20 protein-coding genes are annotated in these 22,392 nt (G+C 74.5%); 10 read left to right on the top strand and 10 right to left on the bottom strand.

Features of this window, described 5'->3' with window-relative positions; translation table 11 throughout:
• The first annotated feature begins 3 nt into the window (after nt 1–3).
• A complete protein-coding gene (murQ, locus tag ACIRST_RS00365) occupies nt 4–1,011 on the top strand; it encodes an N-acetylmuramic acid 6-phosphate etherase (RefSeq protein WP_402798694.1) in 1,008 nt (335 codons plus the stop codon).
• Nucleotides 1,012–1,219: 208 nt separating this feature from the next.
• Here the strand turns inward: murQ and ACIRST_RS00360 are convergent, their stop codons facing one another.
• Nucleotides 1,220–1,717, bottom strand: a complete 498-nt coding sequence (locus tag ACIRST_RS00360; protein WP_350520303.1) for a hypothetical protein — start codon at nt 1,715–1,717, stop codon at nt 1,220–1,222.
• A gap of 226 nt (nt 1,718–1,943) precedes the next feature.
• Between ACIRST_RS00360 and ACIRST_RS00355 the strand changes: the two genes are divergently transcribed.
• Nucleotides 1,944–3,263: a cytochrome P450 gene (locus ACIRST_RS00355; protein WP_402798691.1), complete on the top strand. Its 1,320-nt coding sequence runs from the start codon at nt 1,944–1,946 to the stop codon at nt 3,261–3,263.
• An 88-nt stretch (nt 3,264–3,351) separates the two neighbouring features.
• Here ACIRST_RS00355 and ACIRST_RS00350 read toward each other — a convergent pair whose 3' ends face one another.
• The 4 genes from ACIRST_RS00350 to ACIRST_RS00335 form a co-directional block, all read right to left on the bottom strand.
• Nucleotides 3,352–4,368, bottom strand: a complete 1,017-nt coding sequence (locus ACIRST_RS00350) for a MerR family transcriptional regulator (RefSeq protein ID WP_402798689.1) — start codon at nt 4,366–4,368, stop codon at nt 3,352–3,354.
• Nucleotides 4,369–4,371: 3 nt separating this feature from the next.
• Nucleotides 4,372–5,016, bottom strand: coding sequence for a HEAT repeat domain-containing protein (locus tag ACIRST_RS00345; protein ID WP_350520350.1), 645 nt, complete (start codon nt 5,014–5,016; stop codon nt 4,372–4,374).
• Nucleotides 5,017–5,251: 235 nt separating this feature from the next.
• Nucleotides 5,252–5,764, bottom strand: coding sequence for an isochorismatase family protein (locus tag ACIRST_RS00340; RefSeq protein WP_350520306.1), 513 nt, complete (start codon nt 5,762–5,764; stop codon nt 5,252–5,254).
• A complete protein-coding gene (locus ACIRST_RS00335; protein ID WP_402798688.1) occupies nt 5,751–6,506 on the bottom strand; it encodes a TetR/AcrR family transcriptional regulator C-terminal domain-containing protein in 756 nt (251 codons plus the stop codon). Before ACIRST_RS00335 ends, ACIRST_RS00340 begins: the two co-directional genes overlap by 14 nt.
• 124 nt (nt 6,507–6,630) lie before the next feature.
• Between ACIRST_RS00335 and ACIRST_RS00330 the strand changes: the two genes are divergently transcribed.
• Nucleotides 6,631–8,079: an MFS transporter gene (locus ACIRST_RS00330; RefSeq protein ID WP_402798687.1), complete on the top strand. Its 1,449-nt coding sequence runs from the start codon at nt 6,631–6,633 to the stop codon at nt 8,077–8,079.
• Nucleotides 8,080–8,159: 80 nt separating this feature from the next.
• Here the strand turns inward: ACIRST_RS00330 and ACIRST_RS00325 are convergent, their stop codons facing one another.
• Nucleotides 8,160–9,641, bottom strand: coding sequence for a glutamate synthase subunit beta (locus tag ACIRST_RS00325; protein WP_402798685.1), 1,482 nt, complete (start codon nt 9,639–9,641; stop codon nt 8,160–8,162).
• Between the two features lie 177 nt (nt 9,642–9,818).
• Here ACIRST_RS00325 and ACIRST_RS00320 point away from each other — a divergent pair, with 177 nt between their 5' ends.
• Nucleotides 9,819–10,499, top strand: a complete 681-nt coding sequence (locus tag ACIRST_RS00320) for a response regulator transcription factor (protein ID WP_350520310.1) — start codon at nt 9,819–9,821, stop codon at nt 10,497–10,499.
• The gene (locus tag ACIRST_RS00315; RefSeq protein ID WP_350520311.1) at nt 10,496–11,881 is read left to right on the top strand and encodes an ATP-binding protein; all 1,386 of its coding nucleotides are present in this window, start codon (nt 10,496–10,498) and stop codon (nt 11,879–11,881) included. Before ACIRST_RS00320 ends, ACIRST_RS00315 begins: the two co-directional genes overlap by 4 nt.
• An 88-nt stretch (nt 11,882–11,969) precedes the next feature.
• Here the strand turns inward: ACIRST_RS00315 and efeB are convergent, their stop codons facing one another.
• The 3 genes from efeB to ACIRST_RS00300 form a co-directional block, all read right to left on the bottom strand.
• Complete coding sequence (gene efeB / locus ACIRST_RS00310; RefSeq protein WP_402798683.1) at nt 11,970–13,391, bottom strand: iron uptake transporter deferrochelatase/peroxidase subunit; 1,422 nt, start codon at nt 13,389–13,391, stop codon at nt 11,970–11,972.
• A complete protein-coding gene (gene efeU / locus ACIRST_RS00305; protein ID WP_402798680.1) occupies nt 13,391–15,532 on the bottom strand; it encodes an iron uptake transporter permease EfeU in 2,142 nt (713 codons plus the stop codon). The genes efeB and efeU overlap by 1 nt, the downstream gene beginning before the upstream one ends.
• Nucleotides 15,533–15,822: 290 nt before the next feature.
• Entirely contained in the window at nt 15,823–16,143 is a 321-nt protein-coding gene (locus ACIRST_RS00300; RefSeq protein ID WP_350520314.1) for a hypothetical protein, read from the bottom strand.
• 376 nt (nt 16,144–16,519) lie between these two features.
• On the opposite strand from ACIRST_RS00300, the gene ACIRST_RS00295 reads away from it, so the two are divergent.
• The gene (locus ACIRST_RS00295; RefSeq protein ID WP_402798677.1) at nt 16,520–18,175 is read left to right on the top strand and encodes a cytochrome bc complex cytochrome b subunit; all 1,656 of its coding nucleotides are present in this window, start codon (nt 16,520–16,522) and stop codon (nt 18,173–18,175) included.
• A 102-nt stretch (nt 18,176–18,277) separates the two neighbouring features.
• On the opposite strand, the gene ACIRST_RS00290 is transcribed toward ACIRST_RS00295, so the two are convergent.
• Nucleotides 18,278–18,679, bottom strand: a complete 402-nt coding sequence (locus ACIRST_RS00290) for a cytochrome C oxidase subunit I (RefSeq protein WP_402798675.1) — start codon at nt 18,677–18,679, stop codon at nt 18,278–18,280.
• A gap of 220 nt (nt 18,680–18,899) precedes the next feature.
• On the opposite strand from ACIRST_RS00290, the gene ACIRST_RS00285 reads away from it, so the two are divergent.
• The 4 genes from ACIRST_RS00285 to ACIRST_RS00270 all read left to right on the top strand — a co-directional run bounded on the left by ACIRST_RS00285 (nt 18,900) and on the right by ACIRST_RS00270 (nt 22,262).
• On the top strand, nt 18,900–19,514 hold the full coding sequence (locus ACIRST_RS00285; RefSeq protein WP_350520316.1) for a TetR/AcrR family transcriptional regulator: 615 nt from the start codon (nt 18,900–18,902) through the stop codon (nt 19,512–19,514).
• A 27-nt stretch (nt 19,515–19,541) separates the two neighbouring features.
• Nucleotides 19,542–21,077 carry an FAD-dependent monooxygenase gene (locus ACIRST_RS00280; RefSeq protein WP_402798673.1) on the top strand — a complete coding sequence of 512 codons (1,536 nt, stop codon included), beginning with the start codon at nt 19,542–19,544 and terminating at the stop codon, nt 21,075–21,077.
• A 72-nt stretch (nt 21,078–21,149) separates the two neighbouring features.
• The gene (locus ACIRST_RS00275; RefSeq protein WP_350520318.1) at nt 21,150–21,503 is read left to right on the top strand and encodes a hypothetical protein; all 354 of its coding nucleotides are present in this window, start codon (nt 21,150–21,152) and stop codon (nt 21,501–21,503) included.
• Nucleotides 21,504–21,605: 102 nt separating this feature from the next.
• Nucleotides 21,606–22,262, top strand: a complete 657-nt coding sequence (locus ACIRST_RS00270) for an NADPH-dependent F420 reductase (protein WP_402798672.1) — start codon at nt 21,606–21,608, stop codon at nt 22,260–22,262.
• Nucleotides 22,263–22,392 lie beyond the last annotated feature (130 nt).

The following is a 22,392-nucleotide window of genomic DNA, read 5'->3' as shown; positions in this document are numbered from 1 at the left end:
CGCATGGACAAGCACGCAACCGACCGGCCCTCGACCGGCCTCGGCCCGACGGACCACGACGACCAGGACCGGCCCGCCGTGCCGCCGACCGAGACGATTCGCCCCGAGTGGGCCTCGATCGACGAACTGCCCACCGCCGAACTGCTCCGCCTGATGAACGCCGAGGACCGCACGGTCGCCGCCGTCGTCGGGGGGCAGCTGGAGCGGATCGCCACCGTGGTCGACGCGGTGGCCGCCCGGATGGCGCACGGCGGACGGCTGGTCTACGCCGGGGCGGGAACGGCCGGCCGGCTCGGCGTGCTGGACGCCGCCGAGTGCCCGCCGACCTTCGGCACCGACCCGGCGCTCGTCGTCGGCCTGATCGCGGGCGGCCGTACGGCCGTGACCCAGGCCGCCGAGGGCGCCGAGGACCGCCCCGACCTCGCCGAGGCCGACGTGGCCGCGATCGCCCTCACCCCCGCCGACGCCCTGGTCGGGATCTCCGCCTCCGGGCGCACGCCGTACGCGGTGGCGGCCGTCCGGGCGGCGCGGGCCGTCGGCGCCCTGACCGTCGGACTGGCCTGCAACCGCGGCTCGGCACTGGCTGCCGCCGCCGAGCTGGCCGTCGAGGTGGAGGTCGGCCCTGAGGTGCTGGCCGGCTCGACCCGGCTCAAGGCGGGCACCGCACAGAAACTGGTGCTCAACATGGTGTCGACGGCCGTCATGGTCCGCCTCGGCCGGACGTACGGAAATCTGATGGTCGACCTCCGGGCCACCAACACCAAGCTGCGCGAGCGCGCCCGCCGGATCGTCGCCGAGGCCACCGGAGCCGACGACCGGAGCATCAGCCACGCCCTCAGCGCGACCGACGGGCGGGCCAAGGACGCCATCCTGCTCCTGCTCGCCGACGTGGACGCCCCCACCGCGGCCCGGCTCCTCACCAGCGCGAACGGCCACCTGCGCGAGGCCCTGAGGGCAGCCTGCGACAGCCGGTCCGTACCGACGCCGTCCCCTTCGGGTGGCCCGGCCTGAACGGAACGGCGAACCCGTACGGCCCTGCGGACCCGTCAGGCCTCCGTGGGCGGCTCACCGATCACCGCGGGATCCTCGGCCAGCGGCGCCTCGACCTCGGGGGGTCACACGCAGACCCGCGAACCGACCCACGGCTGAGCCGACCGGCCCCTCGGCGGGCCGGCCCCGACGGTCGCTGCTGGGGCGGCGACTGCGCGAACCGACCGGGTCAGTCCTGGTCCAGCGCGGCCAGCGCGTCGCCGACCAGCCGGGTGGCGAAGTCGTTGCCGTTGCCGGAGATCCGGTTGATGTACTCGGCGAGCAGGACCGCGGTGGCCTCCAGGGGGTTCATCTCGGCCTCCGTCCAGGGACCGTACTGGGCGCGCCACAGCGTCGGACTCAGGCCGCTCCCCGCCGCGATGAGCAGCGCGGCCATCGTGGGGACCACCTCCGGACGGAAGGTCCTCGGCATCATCCGCATCGTGGCCACCAGGCTGGGCACCACGTGGTCGACCGCGTCCTCGTCGTGCTCCTCGAACGCCGATCGCAGCCATTTCATGTACATGTAGATGAGCGTGCAGACGCCTTCCAGCAGCTCCTCGGCCTCCGTGGGGCCGAAGGACGCGACGATCTCGTCGACCATCCGCTGCCGTTCCGGGTCGGTCCCGCTCTTCCCGTCGTAGACGGCTCTGAGCCGGGAGTCGATCACCAGCAGTGCTGCACTCACATCGCCTACGGGAGCGTGTGCGGGGTCGCAGGGCGGCACGGGACTCCTTCTGAAGCATCCGGGTGGTGGTTCCGGCGCGTCCCAGCGTAGGCCGCCGGCCGGACCGCGTCCGGCGCATCGCGCCGGACCACCCCTGCGGGTGACGCGCCCGGAACGCCGCCCCGGTGTCCGCAGCAGTGGCGCGCGGTGGCGGGCAGAATCCGACGGGTCGTCACGAGGAGGTCCGATGAAGATCCCCGGTCCCGAACCCCGGCCGGACGGCGGGGTGGGCGCCATCGCGCGGGCTGGCGGGCTGCACGCCTACCAGCTGTGGCTGCACGCCGAGTTCGGACCGGTCGCGCGCTTCCAGCTGCCCGGTGCCGGGACGGCCGTGTCGATCGCCGACCCGGTACTGCTGGAGGCCACGGCACACCTCGACGAGCGGCCGGAGCGGCTCTTCTCCTTCCTGGACCCGTTGTTCGAGGCGGGAAACCTCCAGGTGCTCCCGGCCGAGGAGCACACCCCGTGGCGCCGGCTGCTGCTCACGGTCCTGGCCGGACGGCCCTCGCACGAACGGCACTTCGCCCGTTTCGCGGCCCTGGCGACCGGACTCGCCGACCGCTGGGCCGCCCTGCCCTCCGGCGGGCCCGTCGAACTCCAACGGGAACTCACCGGGCTCTCCCTCCGGATGATCTGCGGATACGCCCTGGGCGGTGAGGTCGAGGACCCGGACGCCGTGGTCGAGGCCTTCGAAGTGGTGCTCACCGACTACCTGGAGCGTCTCTACCTGCTCCCGCCGGAGCAGACCGCGGACCGCCGCGCCGACCGGACCGCACAGGCGCTCGCCCGACTGCGGGCGACGGTCGACCGGGTGATCGCGGCGCGCCGTCCGGGCCGCCCCGGCGACCGCAGCGACCTGATCGGCGCCCTCGTCGAGGCCGGCGAACGCCCCGCGCGGATCCGAGACACCGTCCTCGCGATGATGCTGGCGGCCCACCACACCACGGGCGTGGCCGTCTCCTGGACCCTGCACCTGCTCGGCGCGCACCCGGAGGAGACCGGGCGCGTCACCGAGGAGCTCGATCGCGTGCTCGGTGACCGCGCGGCGCCGGACCACGCCGACCTGCGGCACCTGCCGTACCTCGGCATGGTCCTCCGGGAATCGCTCCGCCGCTACCCGCCCGGCCCGTACGGCGCCCGGCGGACCGCCGGACCCCTGACCGTCGGCGGGTACCTGATCCCCGCCGGGGCGGTCGTCTTCTACCCGTTCTGGGCCGTCCACCTGAACCCCGCGTACTGGCCCGAGCCGGAACGGTTCCGGCCGGAGCGCTTCACCCCGGAGGAGTCGGCCGGCCGCCCCCGGCTGGCCTGGATCCCGTTCGGCCTGGGCCCGCGCGGCTGCGAGGGGGCCGGACTGGCCACCGTCGAGGCGCTGTTGCTGCTGGCCGTCCTGCTCAAGCGCTTCCGCTTCCGGCCCGTGCCCGGCCACCCGGTGGTCCCGATCGAGCGGTTCGTCCTGCGGGCCGCCGACGACATCCGCATGCTGGTGAGCCCGCGGGCGGCGTAGTCTCCGGCCCCTGTACCACCGCGCCTGCCCCACTCCGCGGCTGGCCCACTCCCCGGCCACCCCGCACCGCGGCTACGGCGCACCGCGGCTACGGCGCGTCGTCGCGCAGGGTGAGCACGTAGGTGGCGGTGAGCGCCACGGCGCGGTCGTCGTCCCGGGCCAGCCCCGCGAGGGCGCGTGACGCCGTGCTGCCCGGAATATCCGCGAGCGCCTGGGTCAGCCGTCGGCGGGCCGGCGTGCCGGTGGTGCCGAGGGCGAGGCGGTCGACGAGCCCGGTGGCGATCCGGTCCGCCGACACGGGGTCAGTCGCCAAGGTGCTCAGCGCGTCGGCCGCGTCGGCGTCATTCCTCGCCCCGACGATCATGTCGATCAGCGTCGGGACCGCGTCGGCCACTCCGCGTTCGCCGAGCGCCAGGGCCGCGTACCCGCGGACCACGACGTCGGGGTGCGCGAGGGCGTCCCGCAGCACCGCGGTCGCCCCGTCGGTCGGGAGCTCGGCGACGGACCGGACGGCACGTTCGCGCACCGCCGCCTCGGGCGAGCCCAGCCCCTTCGCCAACGGCGCGACCGCATCCTCGCCCGACTGCGCCAGGGCCCAGCGGAGGGCTCCCGCGACGTTCGGGTCCGACTCGCCCAGCACCGCCTCGGCCAGGGCCTCCACCGGTACGGACGTCTCCTCGACGGCGGAGACCGCGGACAGCGCGGCGCGCTGCCGCGCCCCCGCGTTGTTCGACTCCAGCCCCTGGAGGAGCGAGACGATCCTGAGGACGCCCTCCCAACCGCCCGGCTCCGCGGCACCGATCCGCCGCAGCCGGGTGAGCAGCTCCGTCTCCGCCGCGATGCGGTCCAGCGTCCGGTGGATCAGGTCGTCGACGAGCTCGGCGGGCGCGAAGCCGGGATCGTCGAGGGCGCGTCCGACGTCGCTCAGCGACAGCCCCAGTGAGCGCAGGCTCTCGATGTGGAAGATCCGCCGGATGTTCTCCTCGGAGTACTCCCGGTAGCCGGAGTCGGTCCGACCCGACGGCCGCACCAGGCCGAGCGATTCGTAGTGCCTGAGCATGCGGGCACTGACCCCGGACCGCTGCGCGACGTCACCGATCAACACTGCCTACCGGCCCTCCTTGTCGGCCCCGCCGAGTGCGACGACGCGCTTCGCCTCCTCGATCGCGAACTCGAATCCCGCGTCCGGGTCCCGCCACAACCCTTCCGTGGCGATCGCGTGCGCGCGCACGAGGGGATCGGGATCCGTCCCGGCGACGCCGAGGACCGGCAGCATCACCTCCCCGAGCGCGATCAGCGCCCGACTGAGGCTCAGCTGCGTCGCGCGGTCGCCGCGCCCGAGCTGCGTGGCCAACCCTACGGCCAGCCCGTGCTCCGCACCTTCGGGCACCAGGACGACCGCGGCCCGCCAGGCGCTGCGGGCGACCTCCTCGTCGGCGTCGGACAGCAGCGCCGGCGTGATCGCCGGCCACGCCCGCCGATCCCCGATCTTGGAGAGCGTGTGCAGGGCCTGGCTCCGTGCCTGCGCACGCTCCGAGCGGACCTCGTCGAGCAGCGCCGGGACGGTCGTTCCCGCCGCGTGGCGGGTGAGTGCCCAGGTGAGCATCTCGCGCACGGAGAAGTCGGGTTCGACCGCGCACCGCTCGATCAGCCTGCCCACGGACCCCGGGTCGGGCGTCGTGCCGATCGCCAGCGCCGCCTGCAACCGGACCGACGGGGCGTCGTGCTCCAGCGCCCGGAGGGCTGGGGTCATGGCCGTGGCCGTGGCGGTGCTCGTCGCCGTGGCCGTGCCTGTGGCCGTGGCCGTGGTCGTGTTCTCCGTCGACATGGTCATCCGGACCACCTCCTCGGCCACAGTGAAGGCCTTGTCACCGTGTCAAGGTCAAGCGGAGCCGGACCGCAGTCGCGGAGCAGCGGTCGCGGGGAAGCAGTCGCAGAGCGGCGGTCACGGGGAAGCGGCCTTCCGCAACGAGCGGCGCCGCCGGGCTTCAGCCCAGCCGGAGGTCCCCCGTCGTCACGACTGCGCCGAGGCGCGGGAAGTCCAGTTCCACCGATGCCCGGTGCTCCTCCGCCGTGAGCGCGGCCATCGCGTCCTCGACGAACACCAGCTCGTAGCCGTGGTCGGCGGCCGCGCGGGCGCTCGACTCCACCCCGAGGTTGGTGGCGATCCCGGCGAACACCAGGGTCTCCACGCCCCGCTCCCGGAACAGCTCGTGCAGGCCGGTGCCCTGGAAGGCGCCGATGGTGCGCTTGACCACCACCTCGTCGGCCACCGCCTCGACCTCCGCGAGCAGTTCGCTCCCGGGCGGCTGTTCCGCGACGTTCGGCCGCTCGACCCGGACGGCGACGACCGGGGCACCGGCGGCGCGGAAGGACCGGGCGAGCTCCAACGAGGCCGCCACCACGTCCGAACCGGGGCGCGGTGCCAGCGGGTTGGCGACGATCCGGTCCATCAGGTCGATCAGGACCAGGGCCGTGCTGCGGGGATCAAGGGTGGTCATGACGCCAACCTAGCCCACTCCCCGGCGCGACCGAATCGGGTGCCTCGGGTGACTCGGGCACCTCGGGTGCCTCGGGTGCCTCGGGTGCCGACGGCGACGCCGGCGACGCCGGCGACGCCGACTCCCGGGCGATCTCGGCCCGGAACCCCTCGATCATCACGCGCAGCCCGTACTCGAAGTCGGCGTCGTGGTCGGTCATCCGCAGCACGTCGACCGCCTCGCGCAGCAGCGGCAGCTCACGCAGCGCGTCGTCCGGGAACGGCGGCCGCTCGCGGTCCGCGGCGTCCTGCCGCCACGCCTGCTCCTCGGTGACCCAGCCCATGATGTACCGGTCGACGGTCAGCAGCAGCCGCAGCGCCGTACGCGGGCGCAGCCCGGCCCGCCAGAGGGCGCTCAACTGGACCTCGACGGCCGGGAGTTCCTCCTCGGTGGGCAGGGTGCCGGCGTGCACCCGGGCGCCGTCGCGGTAGGCGAGCAGGGCGTTGCGCTTGGCGCGGGCGTCGGCGGCGATCCACTCCGGCCAGTGCTCCGGATCCGGTTCGCGATCGGGCGGGAGCGCCTCGGCGAGCATCGCCTCGGCCATCAGGTCGAGCAGTTCCCGCTTGCTCTTGAAGTGCCAGTACAGCGCCGGTGACTGGACGCCGAGTTCGCGGGCGAGCCGGCGGGTGGTCAGCCCTTCGATGCCCTCCTCGTTGAGCAGGCGCAGCGCGGTGCGCACCACCTCGTCGCGTTGCAGCGCCATCCGTTCGCCCTCCCGGGTTAATCGCTTGCCAGGCCCACCTTATCGCCGATAAGTTCCCGAGCTGGAACTTATCAGTGATAAGGACGGCCGTCGCGGCGACGGCCACGAAGGGACCGACCCCCGAATGAGCTCCGCCCCCGACGCCCCCGACGCCCCCGACGCCCCCGATGCGCTCGACGCCCCCGACACGCCCGGCACACCCGACGCCCACGGCTCGCCCGACCCGCCCGACCGCCTCCGGTCCCGGCTGCTCCCGAACACCGCCCCCTGGCGGTCCTCCCGGGACTTCCGCCTGGCCTGGACCTCCGGCACGATCACCCTGTTCGGCTCGATCTTCACCATGACGGCGATCCCCCTGCAGATCGCCGACCTCACCGGCTCACCGTGGGCCGTGGGTGCGGTCGGCGCGGTGGAACTCGTGCCCACCGTCCTGTTCGGCCTCTACGGCGGCGTCCTCGCCGACCGGGCGGACCGCCGCACGGTCGCCCTGGTCTCCGAGGTGGCACTGGCCGTGCTCAGCGCCCTGCTGCTGGCCAACGCCCTGCTCGGCACCCCCGCCGTCTGGCCGCTCTACGTCGCCGCCGGGCTGGCGGCGGCGCTGCAGGGCATCCAGCAGCCCTCGGTCGAGGCGATGATCCCGCGGCTGGTGCCGCACGATCAGCTGGTGGCGGCGGGGGCACTGCTCTCACTGCGCTGGAGCGTCGGCGGGGTGGTGGGCCCCGCCGCCGCCGGTCTGCTGATCGCGACGGCCGGCGTCCCGGCCGCCTTCCTGGTCGACCTCGGAACCTTCCTGCTCTCGATCGCCCTGCTCGCCCGGATCCGTCCCGTCCCCTCGGAGCGGGACGCCGAGAAGCCCCGGCTGGGCGAGTTCGTCGAGGGCGCCCGGTACGCCGCCCGGCGGCCCGACCTGATCGGCACCTACCTGGCCGACCTCGCGGCCACCGTCTTCGCGCTGCCCACCGCGCTGTTCCCGTTCCTGGCCGAGGACCTGGACGCCACCTGGGCGCTCGGCCTGCTCTACTCGGCCAGTGCGGTGGGCGGCCTGATCGCCGCGGCGACCGGCGGCTGGACGGAGCGGGTGCACCGGCACGGCCGACTGGTCGTGCTCTCCGCCGTCCTGGTCGGCGCGGCGACGGCTGCCGCCGCCTTCGCCCCGGGCCTGTGGGTCGTCCTGCTCTGCCTGGTCGTCGCGGGCGGCGCGCACTGGATCGGCGACACCTTCCGCAGCGCGATCTGGAACCAGTCCGTCCCGGACGAACTCCGGGGCCGTGCCGCCGGGTTGGAGATGCTGATCGGTTCCGCCGGGCCGGCCCTGGGGGACCTCCGGGCCGGCGGCCTCGCCGCCCGGCAGGGCATCCGGGCCGCGCTGCGGACCGGCGGCCTGCTCTGCTTCGGCAGTGCCGCGCTCCTGCCCGCCGCGCTCCCCGCGCTCTGGCGATACGACCAGCGCGCACACCCCGCGCCACCGTCAGCCGAACCGGCCACCCAGCCGACCGCCGAACAGGCCGCCCTACCTGCCCTCGAACCGGCCGCCCTACCTGCCGTCGAACCGGCCGCGGAGCCCAGCGCATGAAGCAGACCCCTCGCCCTCCGACCGCCGGGGACCCACCTCCCGACACCGACGCCCCGGGCCCGCGGGGCCCAGCGGCGCGCTCACGCCGTGAGCGGCCGGGTCGACGCCGCGATCGGCGCCGGGAGTTCGGTCCGCCCGCGCAGGTAGCGGTCCACCGCCGCAGCGGCCGCCCGCCCCTCGGCGATGGCCCAGACGATCAGCGACTGTCCGCGCCCGGCGTCCCCGGCGACGAACACGCCCTCCGCCGTGGTGCCGAAGCCGTCGTCCCTGGTCAGGGTGCCCTCCGGCCCGGTGGCGAGGCCGAGTTGGGCGAACAGCCGCTGGTCCGGCTCGGGCCCGGTGAAGCCGAGGGCGAGCAGGGCCAGCTGCACCGGCAGGATCCGCTCGGTGCCGGCCAGTGGGCTGCGGTCGGCGGGCTCGGCCTCGGCCAGGCGGACGGCGGCCAGTCGGCCGTCCGGGCCCGCTTCGAAGCGGACGGTGACCGCCGCGAAGACCCGGGGCCCGGCCGCGGCGGCGCCGGACTCCTCGTGCGAGGTGGTCTCCCGGTACACCTTGGGATGGACCGGCCAGGGCTGCCCGGGCGCCCGGCGCTCCGGCGGGCGCGGGTTGATGTCCAACTGGGTGACCGAGGCGGCGCCCTGGCGCAGCGCCGTGCCCAGGCAGTCGGCCGCGGTGTCCCCGCCGCCGACGATCACCACGTGGCGGCCCTCGGCGGAGAGCGGCGAGGCCGCGCAGTCGCCCTCGTCCACCCGGTTCGCCCAGGTCAGGTAGTCCATGGCCTGGTGCACCCCGGACAGTTCGCGCCCCGGCACCGGAAGCTCCCGGCGGGCCGTCGCACCCACCGCGACGACCAGCGCGTCGTACTCGGCCCGCAGTTCCTCGCCCGGCACGTCCCGGCCGACCCACACCCCGGTGCGGAACGTGGTGCCCTCGGCCCGCAACTGGTCGAGCCGCCGCTCCAGCCGGTGCTTCTCCAGCCGGAACGGCGGGATGCCGTACCGCAGCAGCCCGCCCGGCCGGTCGGCCCGCTCGTACACCGTGGTGGCGTGCCCGGCACGGGTCAGCTGCTGGGCGGCGGCCAGCCCGGCCGGGCCCGATCCGATCACCGCGACCCGCCGCCCGCCGCCCCGGCCGCCGACCCGCTCGGGCGGGTGCGGCCCGTCCCAGCCCTCGTCCAGGGCCCGGTCGGCGATCGCCAGCTCGACGTTCTTGATGGTCACCGCGGCCCCGTCGATCGCCAGTACGCAGGCGCTCTCGCAGGGGGCCGGGCAGAGCCGCCCGGTGAACTCCGGGAAGTTGTTGGTCGCCAGCAGCCGGGCCGCGGCCGCCCGCCAGTCCTCCGCCGCCACCAGCTGGTTCCACTCCGGCACCAGGTTCCCCAGCGGGCAGGCGTTGTGGCAGAACGGCAGCCCGCAGTCCATGCACCGCTCCGCCTGCCCGCCGACCACCGGCAGCAGCGCACCCGGCCGGTACACCTCCCGCCAGTCCCCCAGCCGCTCCCGCGCGTCCCGCCGCGCCCGCTCCGCGCGCGGGGTGGTGAAGAAGGCCATCCGGTCTGCCATCGCGGCCTCCGGCAGGGCGTGCCGACACTGACCAGGCGGCCCACCCGGCGGCACGCCACCGTGTGGCCACCGTACGCCCACGAATGAGCACGCGGAAGAGGCGGCCGGTCGCACCCGCCCGACCGCCCCTCCGACCCGCGCGAATCCGCCGTGAGCACGCCAGGGACAATCTCCGTCATGACCCACACCGTGCTGATCGCCGAGGACGACCGGGCCATCCGCGACTCGCTCGTCCGCGCGCTGATGCTGGAGGGCTACCGGGTGCGGATCGCTGCGAACGGCACCCAGACCCTGGCCGTCCTCGCCGAACAGCGCCCGGACGTCCTGGTGCTCGACGTGATGATGCCCGAGCCGAACGGCCTGGAGGTCTGCCGCCGGCTGCGCGCCGCCGGCGACCGCACCCCGGTGCTGATGCTCACCGCCCGGGTGGAGGTCCCGGACCGCATCGCCGGGCTGGACGCCGGGGCCGACGACTACCTGGTCAAGCCCTTCGACGTGAACGAGCTGTTCGCCCGCCTGCGGGCCCTGCTGCGCCGCGACCGGAACGCCCCGACCGCCGAGGTCCTGAGCGTCGCCGACCTGCGGGTCGAGCCGCCCGCCCGACGGGCCTGGCGGGCCGGCGAGGAGCTGGAGCTGTCCCGCACCGAGTTCGACCTGCTGGAGCTGCTGGCCCGGCACTCCGGCGCCGTCCTCGACCAGGCCACCCTGTACGAGCGGATCTGGGGCTACGACTTCGGCCCCGGTTCGAAGAACCTCGCCGTCTTCATCGGCTACCTGCGCCGCAAGCTCGACCGCCCCGGCCTGGCACCGCTCATCCACACCGTCCGCGGCGTCGGCTACACGCTGCGCGAGCCGTGAGCGGCCCGGCGCCGCGCCGCCCGCGCCTGCCGCGCCCGGGCCTGCGCACCACCCTCTCGCTCGCCTTCGCCGCGATCGCCGCCCTGGTGGCGGTCCTGATCGGCGCGCTCGGCTACCATGCCGCCGCCCGGCTGATCACGGACGACGAGACGGCCGACTTCGGCGCGGCCGTCGACTCCGTCGCCCGGCAGGCCTCGCAGGAGACCCTCTTCCCGGGCGACTTCGCGGGCCCCAGCGGCCTGAGCGACGACCTGCTGCGCCCGATCCGGGTGACCTCGCAGGCGCTCGCCCCCGACGCCCGGCTGCTCCCCGGCACCGCCCGGCTCGACCTGCCGTCGACGCCGACGGATCTCGAACTCGCCAGGACCGACGAGCCCGGCCGCACCGTGACCGGGCTGCGCCGGCTGCACGGGGACACCCTCCGGGTGGGCGTGGTGTCGCTCGGCGGCCACCGCGGCGCCGTCCAGATCATCCAGCAGGTCGGCCCCACCGAGCAGCTGCTGGCCGCCCTGCGGGTCCGCACCTCCGCCCTGGTGGCGGTCGTCGCGGTGATCGCGGGCGGAGCCGGCTGGCTGCTCTCCGGACGGATCACCAGCCGGCTGGTGCGGCTCACCGAGGCGGCCGAGCTGGTCGCCGCGAGCGGGCGGCTGGACGTCCCGGTGCCGGCCGCCGGATCGGACGAGGTGGGCCGGCTCGGCCGGGCCTTCGACCGGATGCTGGTCCGGCTCGCCACCGCCAAGGAGAACCAGCGCCGCCTCGTCCAGGACGCCGGACACGAGCTGCGCACCCCGCTGACCAGCCTGCGCACCAACCTCGCCGTGCTGCCCGCCCTGGACCGGCTGCCGCCCGCCGAGCAGGCTGCGCTGATGGCCGATCTGACCGATGAGGCACGGGAGTTGACCCAGCTGGTGGAGGAGCTGGTGGCGCTCGCCGCGGAGCGCAGGTCGGACGGGCCGCCGACCGAGGTGGTGCTGGCCGAGGTGGTCCGCGGGGCCGCCGCCCAGGCCCGCCGGCGCAGCGACCGGGAGATCCTGGTGGACGCGGACGACACCGTCGTCACCGCCCACCCGGACGCGCTGGCCCGCGCGGTGGGCAATCTGCTGGACAACGCGGCCAAGTTCGACCCGGCCGGCGCGGGCCCGATCGAGGTGGTGGTGCGCGGCCCGCGGGTGGAGGTGCGCGACCGCGGCCCGGGCATCGACGAGGCCGACCTCGACCGGGTCTTCGACCGCTTCTACCGGGCCACCGCCGCCCGCAGCCTGCCCGGTTCGGGGCTGGGCCTGGCGATCGTGCACGAGGTGGCCCGCTCGCACGGCGGCACCGCCTTCGCCGCCAACCGCGAGGGCGGCGGCGCGGTGATCGGCTTCACGCTCGGCGGCTGACGGGCCCGGAGGCCGGGCCCCGATCGACGCCGGGGCCGGGCCCGGTGCGCCCCGAGCCCGGCCCCCGGACCCAGGAACCGGCCGGACGTCAGACCCAGACGGACGTCAGCAGTCCCCGCCCGAGCCAGTCGGCCTCGTCCTTCACCCCGGGCAGGACGAAGAAGTACCCCCCGCCGGTCGGTGAGATGTAGTCCACCAGCGGCTCCCCGATGAGCCGGGTCTGGGTGGCCTCGAACTGCCGCACCACGTCCTGCTGGTAGCAGCAGAACACCAGGCCCATGTCCAGGTTGCCCGCCTTGTCGATGCCCCGGTCGTAGTTGAAGCCGCGGCGCAGGATGCGCGAGTCGTCGGTGTCGGCGGTGCGCGGATTGGCGAGGCGGATGTGCGCGTCGAGCGGGATCGCCTTGCCGTCCGGGTCCTTGGCGTAGTCCGGTGCGTCGGTCTCCCGGTGGCCGTCGAGCGGAGCGCCGGTGTCGCGGCGGCGACCGAACATCTTCTCCTGCTCGGTGAGGGTGACGCGGTCCCAGAACTCGATCAGCATCCGGATGATCCGGATCACCTGGTAGCTGCCGCCGGCGGCCCAGGCGGGTTCGCCCGTCGCGCCGTTCACCCAGATCAGCCGGTCCGTCTCCCGGGCCGAGCCGGTGTCGGGGTTGACGATGCCGTCCTTGAAGCCGAGCAGGTTGCGCTGGGCGCCGTCCGGCCGGGACTGGTTCTGGAAGCCGTCGATCCGCCAGAGGATCTGCAGCGCGCCCCGGGTGTGCCGGGTGATGTCGCGCAGCGCGTGCAGCACGGTGTCCTGGCGGTCGGCGCAGATCTGCAGCGAGAGGTCGCCGTGCAGTTCGGCGGCCTGCAGGTTGTCGTTGGGGAAGGTCTTCATCGGCGTCAGCTTGAGCGGCTTGGCCTTGGCGAGCCCGTAGCGGTCGTCGAAGAGGGAGGCCCCGACACCGACCGTGACGGTCAGGTTGTCGGTGGGGAGGGTCGGGCCGAGGATGCCGCTGTCCGAGGGCGGCGCGCCGACGCCGAGGTCGGGCGGGGTGCCCCCGGCGGTGAGGAAGCGGATCCGCTCGGTCAGGGTCCGGAGGAGGTCTTCGAGGCCCTTGCGGTCCTGGGCGATCACCTGGCACGAGACGAAGGCCGCGTGGGCGGGGGCCGGGGTGGTGATCCCGGCCTGGTGGGCGCCGTGGAACGGGACGGCCCCGCTCGCCGACTGCCGGGTGTCCCCGGCGGAGGCCGGGCCGGCCCCGAGCGTGAGGGCGCCGCCGGCGAGCGCGGCCGCTCCGGCCCCCGCGCCCAGCGCGGCCCGGACGACGCTGCGCCGGGCCGGACGGGCCGGACAGCCGCTCTCCGACACGGCCCCGGCGGAGGCCTGGGCCCCGACCTGGGCACCGGTCCGGGCCCCGACCTGGGCATCGGCGCGAGCAGTGGCCTGAGGAGCGCCCTCGGCGGCGTCCCGGACGGTGGTGTGCGGGTACGGGCAGGAGCCGGCGGCTGCGGTGTCGTCGGTCATCAGGCGGCCTTCCGGATTTCGAGCAGGGCGGGGATCGGAGCGAGGTCTTCGAGCAGCTGGCCGGTGGCGCCGTCGAGTTGACGGCGGGTGTCGGCGGGCAGCCGGTCGACCGGGGTCCAGCCCTCGGGCGTGCGGGCGGCGGCGACGAGGTCGCCGACCCGCTTCATCCCGGCGTTCACCCGGACCAGCAGCTGCGGGTCCCGATCGTCGAGCAGCGGCTGCAGCAGGGTCAGCAGCTCCTGGGTGCCCGCCAGGTTGGCCTGGGCGGTGGCCAGGTTGGTGCCGCTGCCCATGTCGGTGTCGCCGGTCAGCTCGAACTGGAGGGTGTTCTCCAGGATCTCGTGGGCGCGCAGCGGCAGGTCGGCCGGGTCGAAGTCCTGCGCCGGGAAGTCGTGCACCAGCTTGGCGACGTTCTGCGCCAGCTCGTCGGCGACGGGCGTGAGCTCGGCGGCGGACTGGCCGTGCCAGAGGCCGTACTCCAGGCGCAGGAAGCCGGTGAAGCCCGGGTCCCGGTACTTGTCAGGGAGGCCGTCGGGGCGCCCGTCGATCTTGCCGTCGAGGTCGGCGAAGGTGCCGTAGGCCGCGCCGAGCGAGGCGTACTGCAGGTGCGCGGTGAGCCAGTCGGCCCTGGCGGCGGCGAGGTCGCCGGAGTGCACGTCGGTCTGGAGCTTCTGGGTCTGCGTCATGAGGGTCGCGAGGCCCTGGTCGACGTAGCCCCGGTAGCTGTCGAGCGGGCCCTGGAGGTCGTCCTCGGCGACCGGCTTGACGGCCTTGACCTCGCTGCCGCCGCTGATGTGCACGGCGGCGGAGGTGACGGCGTTCCCGCCGGTGGGCACGCAGCGCCAGGCGTAGTCGCCCGCGCCGATGGTGGCGGTCAGGGCCCTGGTGGTGCCGGGGGCCAGGCCCTCGACCTCGCCGTAGACGGCACCGGTGCCCGGGTTCACCAGGTACACCTCGGAGACCTTGTCGCCGGCGTTGTGCATCTGGAACACCTGCTGGCCGGGGCGGGGGGTGCCGAAGCCCTTGCCGCAGTCCCGCTCGGAGACGGTGACGGTGGCGGAGCCGGCCGGCTTGCCGTCGCTGACCGCGATCACGGCGCCGGCCACCACGACCGGCACGGCGACCAGCGCGGTCGGCAGCACCCAGCGCGGACGGCCGGCGCGGGCCGGCTCCGCCTTCCCTTCGACGGGAGCCGCGTCCTCGACGGGCGCGGCGTCCTCGACGGGCGCGGCGTCCTCGGCGGGCACGGCCGCCGCGGAACCGGCAGCGGAACCCGTGGCCGGCGTCGCTGTCGGCGTCGCTGCCGGTGCCGCGGCCGGCGTGGCCGCACCGCCCCGGACGCCCTCGATGAACATCGTCATCACGATGCCCAGGTACGCGACGTAGCCGACGACCTGCAGGACCGTCATGGTGACGGTCAGGTTGAGCGTGCCCTGGACGAGCGTGGCGTACCAGGACGCGGCGTCCAGGTGCCCGCTCAGGTCGAAGGCGTACGTGCCGCGCCCGCCGACCAGGCCGGACTCCTGGAGGTCGCGCAGGCCGTAGCCGAGCACGCCCGCCGCGACGACGATCAGACCGGCGCCGGTGACGGTGAAGAACCGGGTGAGGTTCATCGTCAGCGCCCGCCGGTACAGGCCCCAGCACAGCCCGGTGGAGAGCAGCAGGCCGACGGCCGCGCCGATCAGCGGGCCGGTGGACTCCCCGGCGGTGCGCACGTTGGTCCACAGGAAGAGCGAGGTCTCCAGGCCCTCGCGGGCGACCGTGAGGAAGCTGGTGAGGACCAGCGCGCCGGCGCCCATCGCCAGCGAGGCCCTGACCTTCTCCTTCAGCTCGGTGGAGAGGGTGCGGGCCGAGCGGCGCATCCAGAACACCATGGCGGTGACGAAGCCGACCGCGACGAGGCTGAGCACCCCGCCGAACGCCTCCTGGGCGCGGCCGGAGAGGTTGGCGGCGGTGAAGGTGAGCACGGCGCCGAAGCTCAGACTGAGCGCCAGGGCCGCCGCGACGCCCGTCCACACCTGGGGCAGACGTCCCTTCTGACCGGCCCGGACCAGCGTGGCGACCAGGATCGACACGATCAGTCCGGCTTCCAGTCCCTCGCGCAGCCCGATCAGGAAGCTGGGAAACGCCTCATCCCACATGCAGCGGGCTCCTCCCCCGGGCCGTGCCGGGCCGTCACCTGTCCTCGCCCCGCCGCGGTGGCGGTGGGGCGGCACGGCCGAACGCCCCGGACACGGCGGTCCGGGGCGTTGCGGCTTAGCTTAGGCAAACCTTAGAGGCGCGCAGGTCAACTGCACCCCCGCTTCAGGTAAGGGTTCGGTATGGGAACCTCCATGCGCTTCCCGACGCGGCAGGTCGGCGGGCCGACTCGGTCAGTACCGGCGGCACGGTCAACGCCCTCGGTGCCGTCAGCGCGTTCACCGCCCGGCCGTCACCCCCACCACTGCTCGGGCACCGGCTCCGGCTCGGCCGGGACCGTCACCGGTTCGGCGCAGCGCACCAGCAGGTCGCCCGCCTCCGTCTCGGCGACCAGGTAGCCGCGCTCGCGCAGCACGAGCGCGGCCGCGCCGCTCACCGCCGCGCGCGCCTCCCGGGTGGGCGGTCCGTCCGGCTCCGCGCCCGGCGTCCAGCCGACCACCACGCCCTCGGGGTGGTGGTCGATCCACAGCGGTGAGGCGCCCGGCGCGGTGTCGAACCCGGCCCGGGCCAGGGCCTCGGTGACGTCCTCGAAGAGTTCACGGTGATCCACCATTGGCGCAGCGTAGGCCGCGGACCGCGCGACCCCCGGACACGGCGCGCGCCGAACGGCTCCAGTGGCACCCGACCGCAGCATCGGCACCCGTTGGACCGACCGGCGGCCAGCCGATCGGGCGTCAGGAACCCCCGTCCGGACCGACACGCACGGCCGGACGGGCCGATGGACGTGCACAGTCGGCCCCCTGCCGACAGCATGACAGAGTAAGCGCTCCATCACCCTGAGCAACGGGTCCAGCGGGCCGCGCAGGTCCGCGCGCCGGTCCGACCGGCGGGCCCGTATCGAGAGGTCCCATGATCACAACACTTCGCCGGCCGCCGTTCCCGCCGACGGGGCTCCGGTCCGGCACGTCGAGGACGCCGGGGAGCACGTCGTGAGAGCCGACCAGCAGTCGCAGCCGGGACCGGTGACCAGCACCCGCGCCAAGCCCGCGAACGCGGCCGAGTCCCTGGCCGACTGGACCGACGGCCGGCTCGGCATCTACTCCCTGGCCAAGGCCAACCTGCGCAAGATCTTCCCGGACCACTGGTCCTTCATGCTGGGCGAGATCGCGCTCTACACCTTCGTCATCATCATCCTCACCGGCGTCTGGCTGACCATGTTCTTCCAGCCGAGCATGGGCGAGGTCATCTACGACGGGACGTACGTCCCGCTCAGGGGCATCGAGATGTCCCAGGCCTACGCCTCGACGATCGACATCAGCTTCGACATCCGCGGCGGCCTGCTGATGCGCCAGATCCACCACTGGTCGGCGATCGTCTTCGTCGCCGCGATGCTGACGCACATGATGCGCGTCTTCTTCACCGGCGCGTTCCGCAAGCCGCGCGAGATCAACTGGATCTTCGGCGCGATGCTGCTGTTCCTCGGCATGTTCGACGGCTTCATGGGCTACTCGCTGCCGGACGACCTGCTCTCCGGCACCGGCATCCGGTTCATGGAGGGCGCGATCCTGGCCGTGCCCATCGTCGGCACCTATCTGCAGTTCTTCATCTTCGGCGGCCAGTTCCCGGGCTTCGTCATCATCCCGCGGCTGTTCACCGTCCACGTCCTGCTGATCCCGGGAGTGATGGTGGGCCTGCTCGCGGCGCACCTGATCCTGGTCTTCTACCACAAGCACACCCAGTTCTCCGGGCCCGGCCGGACCAACGACAACGTGGTCGGCATGCCGCTGCTGCCGGTCTACACGGCCAAGGCGGGCGGCTTCTTCTTCCTGGTCTTCGGCGTGGTCTCGTTCATGTCGGCGATCGCCACGGTGAACCCGATCTGGGCGTACGGCCCGTACCGGCCCGACCAGGTGTCCACCGACGCCCAGCCGGACTGGTACATGGGCTTCTCCGAGGGCCTGATCCGGGTGATGCCCGGCTGGGAGGTCAGTGTCTGGGGCGGCCACACCCTCAACCTCGGGGTGTTCATCCCGCTGATGGTCTTCCCGCTCGTCCTGGTGGCCATCTGGGCCTACCCGTTCGTGGAGGCCTGGGCCGCCGGGGACCGCGGCGAGCACCACATCGCCGACCGGCCGCGCAACGCCCCGGTCCGCACGGCCTTCGGCGCGGCCTGGATGGGCCTCTACCTGGTCCTGCTGGCCGGCGGCGGCAACGACCTGCTGGCCACCCACTTCCGCCTGTCGATCAACGCGATCACCTACGCGGTGCGGATCGGCGTCTTCGTCGTGCCGATCGTCGTCTTCGTGATCGTCAAGCGCTGGTGCCTGGGCCTGCAGCGGCGGGACAAGGAGAAGGTGCTGCACGGCCGGGAGACCGGCGTCATCAAGCGCCTCCAGCACGGCGAGTACGTCGAGATCCACGACCCGCTGTCGCCGGGCCGGCTCTACACCCTCACGTCGCACGAGCAGCCGCAGCCCGGGGTCCTGCCGCCGGAGGTGGACGAGAACGGGGTGGTCCGCAAGACCGGTCTGTGGACCCGCGCCCGGGTGAAGCTGTCCCGCGGTTTCTACGGCCGGGGCAGCCAGATCCCGAAGCCCACCGCCGAGGAGCACGAGGAGGTCACCAGCGGCCACGGCCACCACTGATCCGCTCCCGGGCACGACGAGGGCCCGCCGCGCCGGAAACGGCACGGCGGGCCCTCGTCCTGCGTGTCGGTCGTGCGGACCGAACGGGCGGACCGGACGGGCTCAGCCCCGCAGGGCCGCCGGGACGACGGCGAACAGCGCCGCCGCGATGGTGACGGAGAGGCAGAGCGCCGCCCAGCGGGTGCAGATCCGGCGGCATTCGCTGCGGTAGCGGGCGGCCAGCCGGCGGCAGCGTTCGACCGCGCGGTCCACGACCTCCTCGGCGTAGCGCAGCCGGTCGGCGGTGTAGGCCTGTTCGAGGCTCTCCCGTTCCGCGGCCGGGAGCCAGGGGAACTGTCCGGCGAAGGCGCGGGCGTCCCGCTCGGCCGCCGCGACCTCCGCCTCCCAGGCCAGGAAGCCCTCGATGCGGGCGAGCCCCACCCGGGAGTCCGCCCGGCGGCCCGCCCCGGCGGGCCTGCTCTGGCGGGGGTTCCGCGCTCTCGGCGGACGCTGCCTGCCACCCATGACCGCTCCTCGTGTCGAGTCGTCCCGCCTGGTCGGCCGCGCGGGAGTGGGCTGTGCGTGGCGGATCGCTCCGCAACCAGGCAACTACTATCAGTGACCAGATGGGGGCAGTGGGCGACGCGCCGAGACTCCCGCGGGCCGCCCCTCCTCCGACGCGGGCCAAAAGTTGCGTGCCGCGCACTCTTGCGCGCCACGCATCTTTTGCACCACAGTGAGGGCCATGACGACGGATCAGCCCGGCTTGCGGGAACGGAAGAAGGCCGCCACGCGGGAGGCACTGAGCTGGGCGGCGCTGCGCCTGGCCGTGGAGCAGGGGCTGGAGAACGTCCGGGTGGAGGACATCGCGGCCGCGGCCGGCGTGTCCCCGCGCACGTACAACAACTACTTCTCCAGCAAGGCCGAGGCGATCGTCTCCCGCCACCAGGAGCGCGTCCGGAAGGCCGCGGCGGCGCTGCGGGAACGACCCGCCGCCGAGCCGCTGTGGGAGGCGCTGACCCACGCCCTGCTCGAACCGTTCGGGCCCGTGGTCGAGCAACCGGATCCGCAGTGGACCGCCGCGGTGCGGCTGCTGCTGCGCGAGCCGGTGCTCCAGGCCGAACTGTGGCGCGGCGGGGCGGAGGCGGAGGCCGGGCTCGCCGCCGCGGTGGCCGCCAGGACCGGGACGGACGCGGCCCGGGACCTCTACCCGAAGCTGGTCGCCGCGACCGCCATGGCCGCGGTCAAGGCCGCCAACGACCAGTACCTGAACGCCGATCCGCCGGTGCCGTTCCAGCCGCTGTTCACAACGGCGCTGCAGCTGCTGGCGGCCGGGCTGCCCGATCCGTCGGCCCGATGAAACCGTCCTGTCCGAGGGGGACTTGAGATGATCCACGACGTCGCCGTCGTCGGCGCCGGCCCGAACGGGCTGATGCTGGCCTGCGAACTGGCACTGGCCGGGATCCGGCCGGTGGTGCTGGAGCGGCTGCCCGAACGCTCCCCGGTCCAGAAGGCCAACGGCCTGGTCGGCCAGGTGATCCGCCTGCTCGACCACCGGGGCCTGTACGAGCCGCTCGGCGGCCCCGGCGCACCGCAGCCCGTGCCCCGTTTCGTGTTCGGCGCCTTCCCGCTGGAGCTGCACCGGCTCGACGACAACCCGCTGCACGCCCTGCCGGTGCCGCAGCACCGGATCGAGGAGGTCCTGGAGGAGCGCGCCCGCTCACTCGGCATCACCGCGCGCCACGGCTGCGAGGTCACCGGGCTCGCCCAGGACGGCACCGGCGTGACCGTCGACTACCGGGGTCCGGACGGCTCCGGGCAGCTGCGGGCCCGCTACCTGGTCGGCGCCGACGGCGGGCGCAGCACCGTCCGCAAGCTGGCCGGGATCGGCTTCCCCGGGGTCACCTCGCCCGACCCGGTCTCGCGCATCGCCCACGTCCTGCTCCCCGGGGACGTGCGCACCACCGGCACCGGCGAGTTCCTGCTGCCCGGATTCGCCACCCCGGTCCGCCCGTTCACCCACACCCGCACCGAGCACGGCGTCCTCGTCCTCGCCCCCTTCGGCCCGGACGCCACCATGGTCGCCACCCTGGAGTGGGGCGGCCCGCCGGCGGACGAGTCGAGCCCGCTCACCCTGGACGAGCTGCGCGCCAGCGTCCGCCGCGTCACCGGCGCCGACCTCGCGCTCGCCCCGGCCCGTACGCCCGGCCCGTTCACCCCGCGCCGCCAGGTCGGCCACAACACCCGGCTCGCCGAGCGCTACCGGCAGGGCCGCGTCCTGCTGGTCGGCGACGCCGCGCACGTGCACGCCGCGACCGGCGGCCCGGGCCTCAACCTCGGCCTGCAGGACGCCGCCAACCTGGGCTGGAAGCTCGCCGCCGACCTGCGGGGCTGGGCCCCGCCCGGCCTGCTGGACAGCTACCACCGCGAGCGGCACCCGGTCGGCGAACGGGTCTTCATGCACTCCCAGGTCCAGATGGCGCTGATGTCCCCCGGCCCGGGGACCACGGCGGTGCGCGCCCTGTTCGGCGAGCTGCTGGCGCACGAGGACAACCTCGGGCGGATCGCCGCGCTGATGGCCGGCAGCGACATCCGCTACGACACGGACTGCCCGCACCCGCTCGCCGGACGCTTCGTCCCCGACCTCGCCCTCAGCACCGCCGCCGGGCCGTCCCGGATCGCCGAACTCACCCGCAGCGGCCGCCCGTTGCTGCTCGACCTCACCGGCGGGGAGGTCGCCGGGCAGGCGGCGGGCTGGAAGGACCGGGTCGACGGCATCGCGGCCGACTGCGCGGAGCCCCCGGCCGGCGCCCTGCTGCTGCGCCCGGACGGCTACGTGGCCTGGGCCTGCGAGGTCGGCGGGGCGGACCCGGACGGCCTCACCCTGGCGCTGCGCACCTGGTTCGGCGAGCCCCGCACCTGAGTACGCGCACCCAGGCGCACTGAGTACTCCGGCGCTGCCCGACGGCCCGGACCGGACGGCAGCATGGGCCGCATGAGCGAACTCCCCCGCACCTCCGGCCGCGCGACCGGCTCCGCCCGCGGGCAGTGGTGGAACGCCGTGACGAACTCCACCGCGGTGTACCTGATGCTGCTGCCCCCGGCGGGGGTCCTCCGCGGTCTCGCCGAGATGATGACCGACTCCTGCGACGGCCCGGCGTCCTGCCCGTCGACCCGCGCCCATCTGGCCGTGGCGGACTACGGGTTGTTCGCGCTGCTCGCCCTGATCGTGCTCCAGTGGCCGGTCGGGTACCTGGTCCCCCGGGGCCGGGTGCTGGTCACGCTGCTCCCGGGGGTGGCGCTGCTGGTCGCCGTGGTCGCGATGTTCGGCATCGAGGGGAACACCTGACCGGCGTTCCGGACGCTCCGCCGGTACTGACCCTCGGTCAACTATGGTCGTCGCCGGCACGTTCGGCAGGAACGCGCCGCCATCCGACGAGACGGGGAAACAGTGCGCATCGGAATCATCGGCAGCGGCATGGTCGGGCAGACCCTGGGGAGCAAGCTGGTGTCGCTCGGCCACGAGGTGACGCTGGGCTCCCGCAGCAAGGACAACGAGAAGGGGCTGGCCTGGGCCGCGCAGGCCGGCCCCGGCGGCGGGTGCGGGACCTTCGCCGAGGTCGCCGCCTTCGGCGAGGTGGTGCTGAACGCCACCGGCGGGACGGTCTCCCTCGCGGCGCTGCGGGCCGCCGGGGCGGAGCACCTCGCGGGCAAGCTGCTGATCGACGTCTCCAACCCGCTGGTGTTCGGCCCGGAGGGCCATGTGACGCTCGACCCGGTGAGCACCGACAGCGTCGGCGAGCAGATCCAGCGCGAGTTCCCCGAGGCCCGGGTGGTGAAGGCGCTCAACACCGTCAACTGCGAGCTGATGGTGGAGCCGGGCCGGCTGAGCGGCGAGCACAACCTCTTCATCGCCGGCAACGACGCGGCGGCCAAGGCCGAGGCCGTCGCGCTGCTCGGCGGCTTCGGCTGGCCGGCCGAGTGGATCATCGACCTCGGGGACATCTCGGCCGCCCGGGCGACGGAGATGATGATGCCGCTCTGGCTCCGGATGATGGGGCACTTCGGCAGCGCCGAGTTCAACTACGCGTTCCGGCGCCCCGCGTAACGCGGAAGGGCGCCCCCCGGCCCGCGGGGGGGGGGGGCCCCGCGCCGGGGCCCCGGGCGCCCCCCGGCCCCCGGCGGGGGGGGGGGGGGCGGGGGGGGGGGGGCGGGCGGCCCCCCCGCCCCCCCCCCCC

Source organism: Kitasatospora sp. NPDC101447, from assembly GCF_044767225.1.
Taxonomy (GTDB): Bacteria; Actinomycetota; Actinomycetes; order Streptomycetales; family Streptomycetaceae; genus Kitasatospora.
Note: the sequence above shows the minus strand (reverse complement) of the source record. Positions and strands in the feature narration are given on the sequence as shown.

What these genes read in the sequence shown, in the direction of transcription:
- ACIRST_RS00275 (WP_350520318.1), top strand. Translation starts at nt 21,150, where the DNA reads ATGAGCGAACTCCCCCGCACCTCCGGCCGCGCGACCGGCTCCGCCCGC.
- efeB (WP_402798683.1), bottom strand. Translation starts at nt 13,391, where the DNA reads ATGACCGACGACACCGCAGCCGCCGGCTCCTGCCCGTACCCGCACACC.
- ACIRST_RS00300 (WP_350520314.1), bottom strand. Translation starts at nt 16,143, where the DNA reads ATGGTGGATCACCGTGAACTCTTCGAGGACGTCACCGAGGCCCTGGCC.
- efeU (WP_402798680.1), bottom strand. Translation starts at nt 15,532, where the DNA reads ATGTGGGATGAGGCGTTTCCCAGCTTCCTGATCGGGCTGCGCGAGGGA.
- ACIRST_RS00340 (WP_350520306.1), bottom strand. Translation starts at nt 5,764, where the DNA reads ATGACCACCCTTGATCCCCGCAGCACGGCCCTGGTCCTGATCGACCTG.
- ACIRST_RS00280 (WP_402798673.1), top strand. Translation starts at nt 19,542, where the DNA reads ATGATCCACGACGTCGCCGTCGTCGGCGCCGGCCCGAACGGGCTGATG.
- ACIRST_RS00325 (WP_402798685.1), bottom strand. Translation starts at nt 9,641, where the DNA reads ATGGCAGACCGGATGGCCTTCTTCACCACCCCGCGCGCGGAGCGGGCG.
- ACIRST_RS00320 (WP_350520310.1), top strand. Translation starts at nt 9,819, where the DNA reads ATGACCCACACCGTGCTGATCGCCGAGGACGACCGGGCCATCCGCGAC.
- murQ (WP_402798694.1), top strand. Translation starts at nt 4, where the DNA reads ATGGACAAGCACGCAACCGACCGGCCCTCGACCGGCCTCGGCCCGACG.
- ACIRST_RS00335 (WP_402798688.1), bottom strand. Translation starts at nt 6,506, where the DNA reads ATGGCGCTGCAACGCGACGAGGTGGTGCGCACCGCGCTGCGCCTGCTC.
- ACIRST_RS00345 (WP_350520350.1), bottom strand. Translation starts at nt 5,016, where the DNA reads ATGACCCCAGCCCTCCGGGCGCTGGAGCACGACGCCCCGTCGGTCCGG.
- ACIRST_RS00285 (WP_350520316.1), top strand. Translation starts at nt 18,900, where the DNA reads ATGACGACGGATCAGCCCGGCTTGCGGGAACGGAAGAAGGCCGCCACG.
- ACIRST_RS00355 (WP_402798691.1), top strand. Translation starts at nt 1,944, where the DNA reads ATGAAGATCCCCGGTCCCGAACCCCGGCCGGACGGCGGGGTGGGCGCC.
- ACIRST_RS00330 (WP_402798687.1), top strand. Translation starts at nt 6,631, where the DNA reads ATGAGCTCCGCCCCCGACGCCCCCGACGCCCCCGACGCCCCCGATGCG.
- ACIRST_RS00290 (WP_402798675.1), bottom strand. Translation starts at nt 18,679, where the DNA reads ATGGGTGGCAGGCAGCGTCCGCCGAGAGCGCGGAACCCCCGCCAGAGC.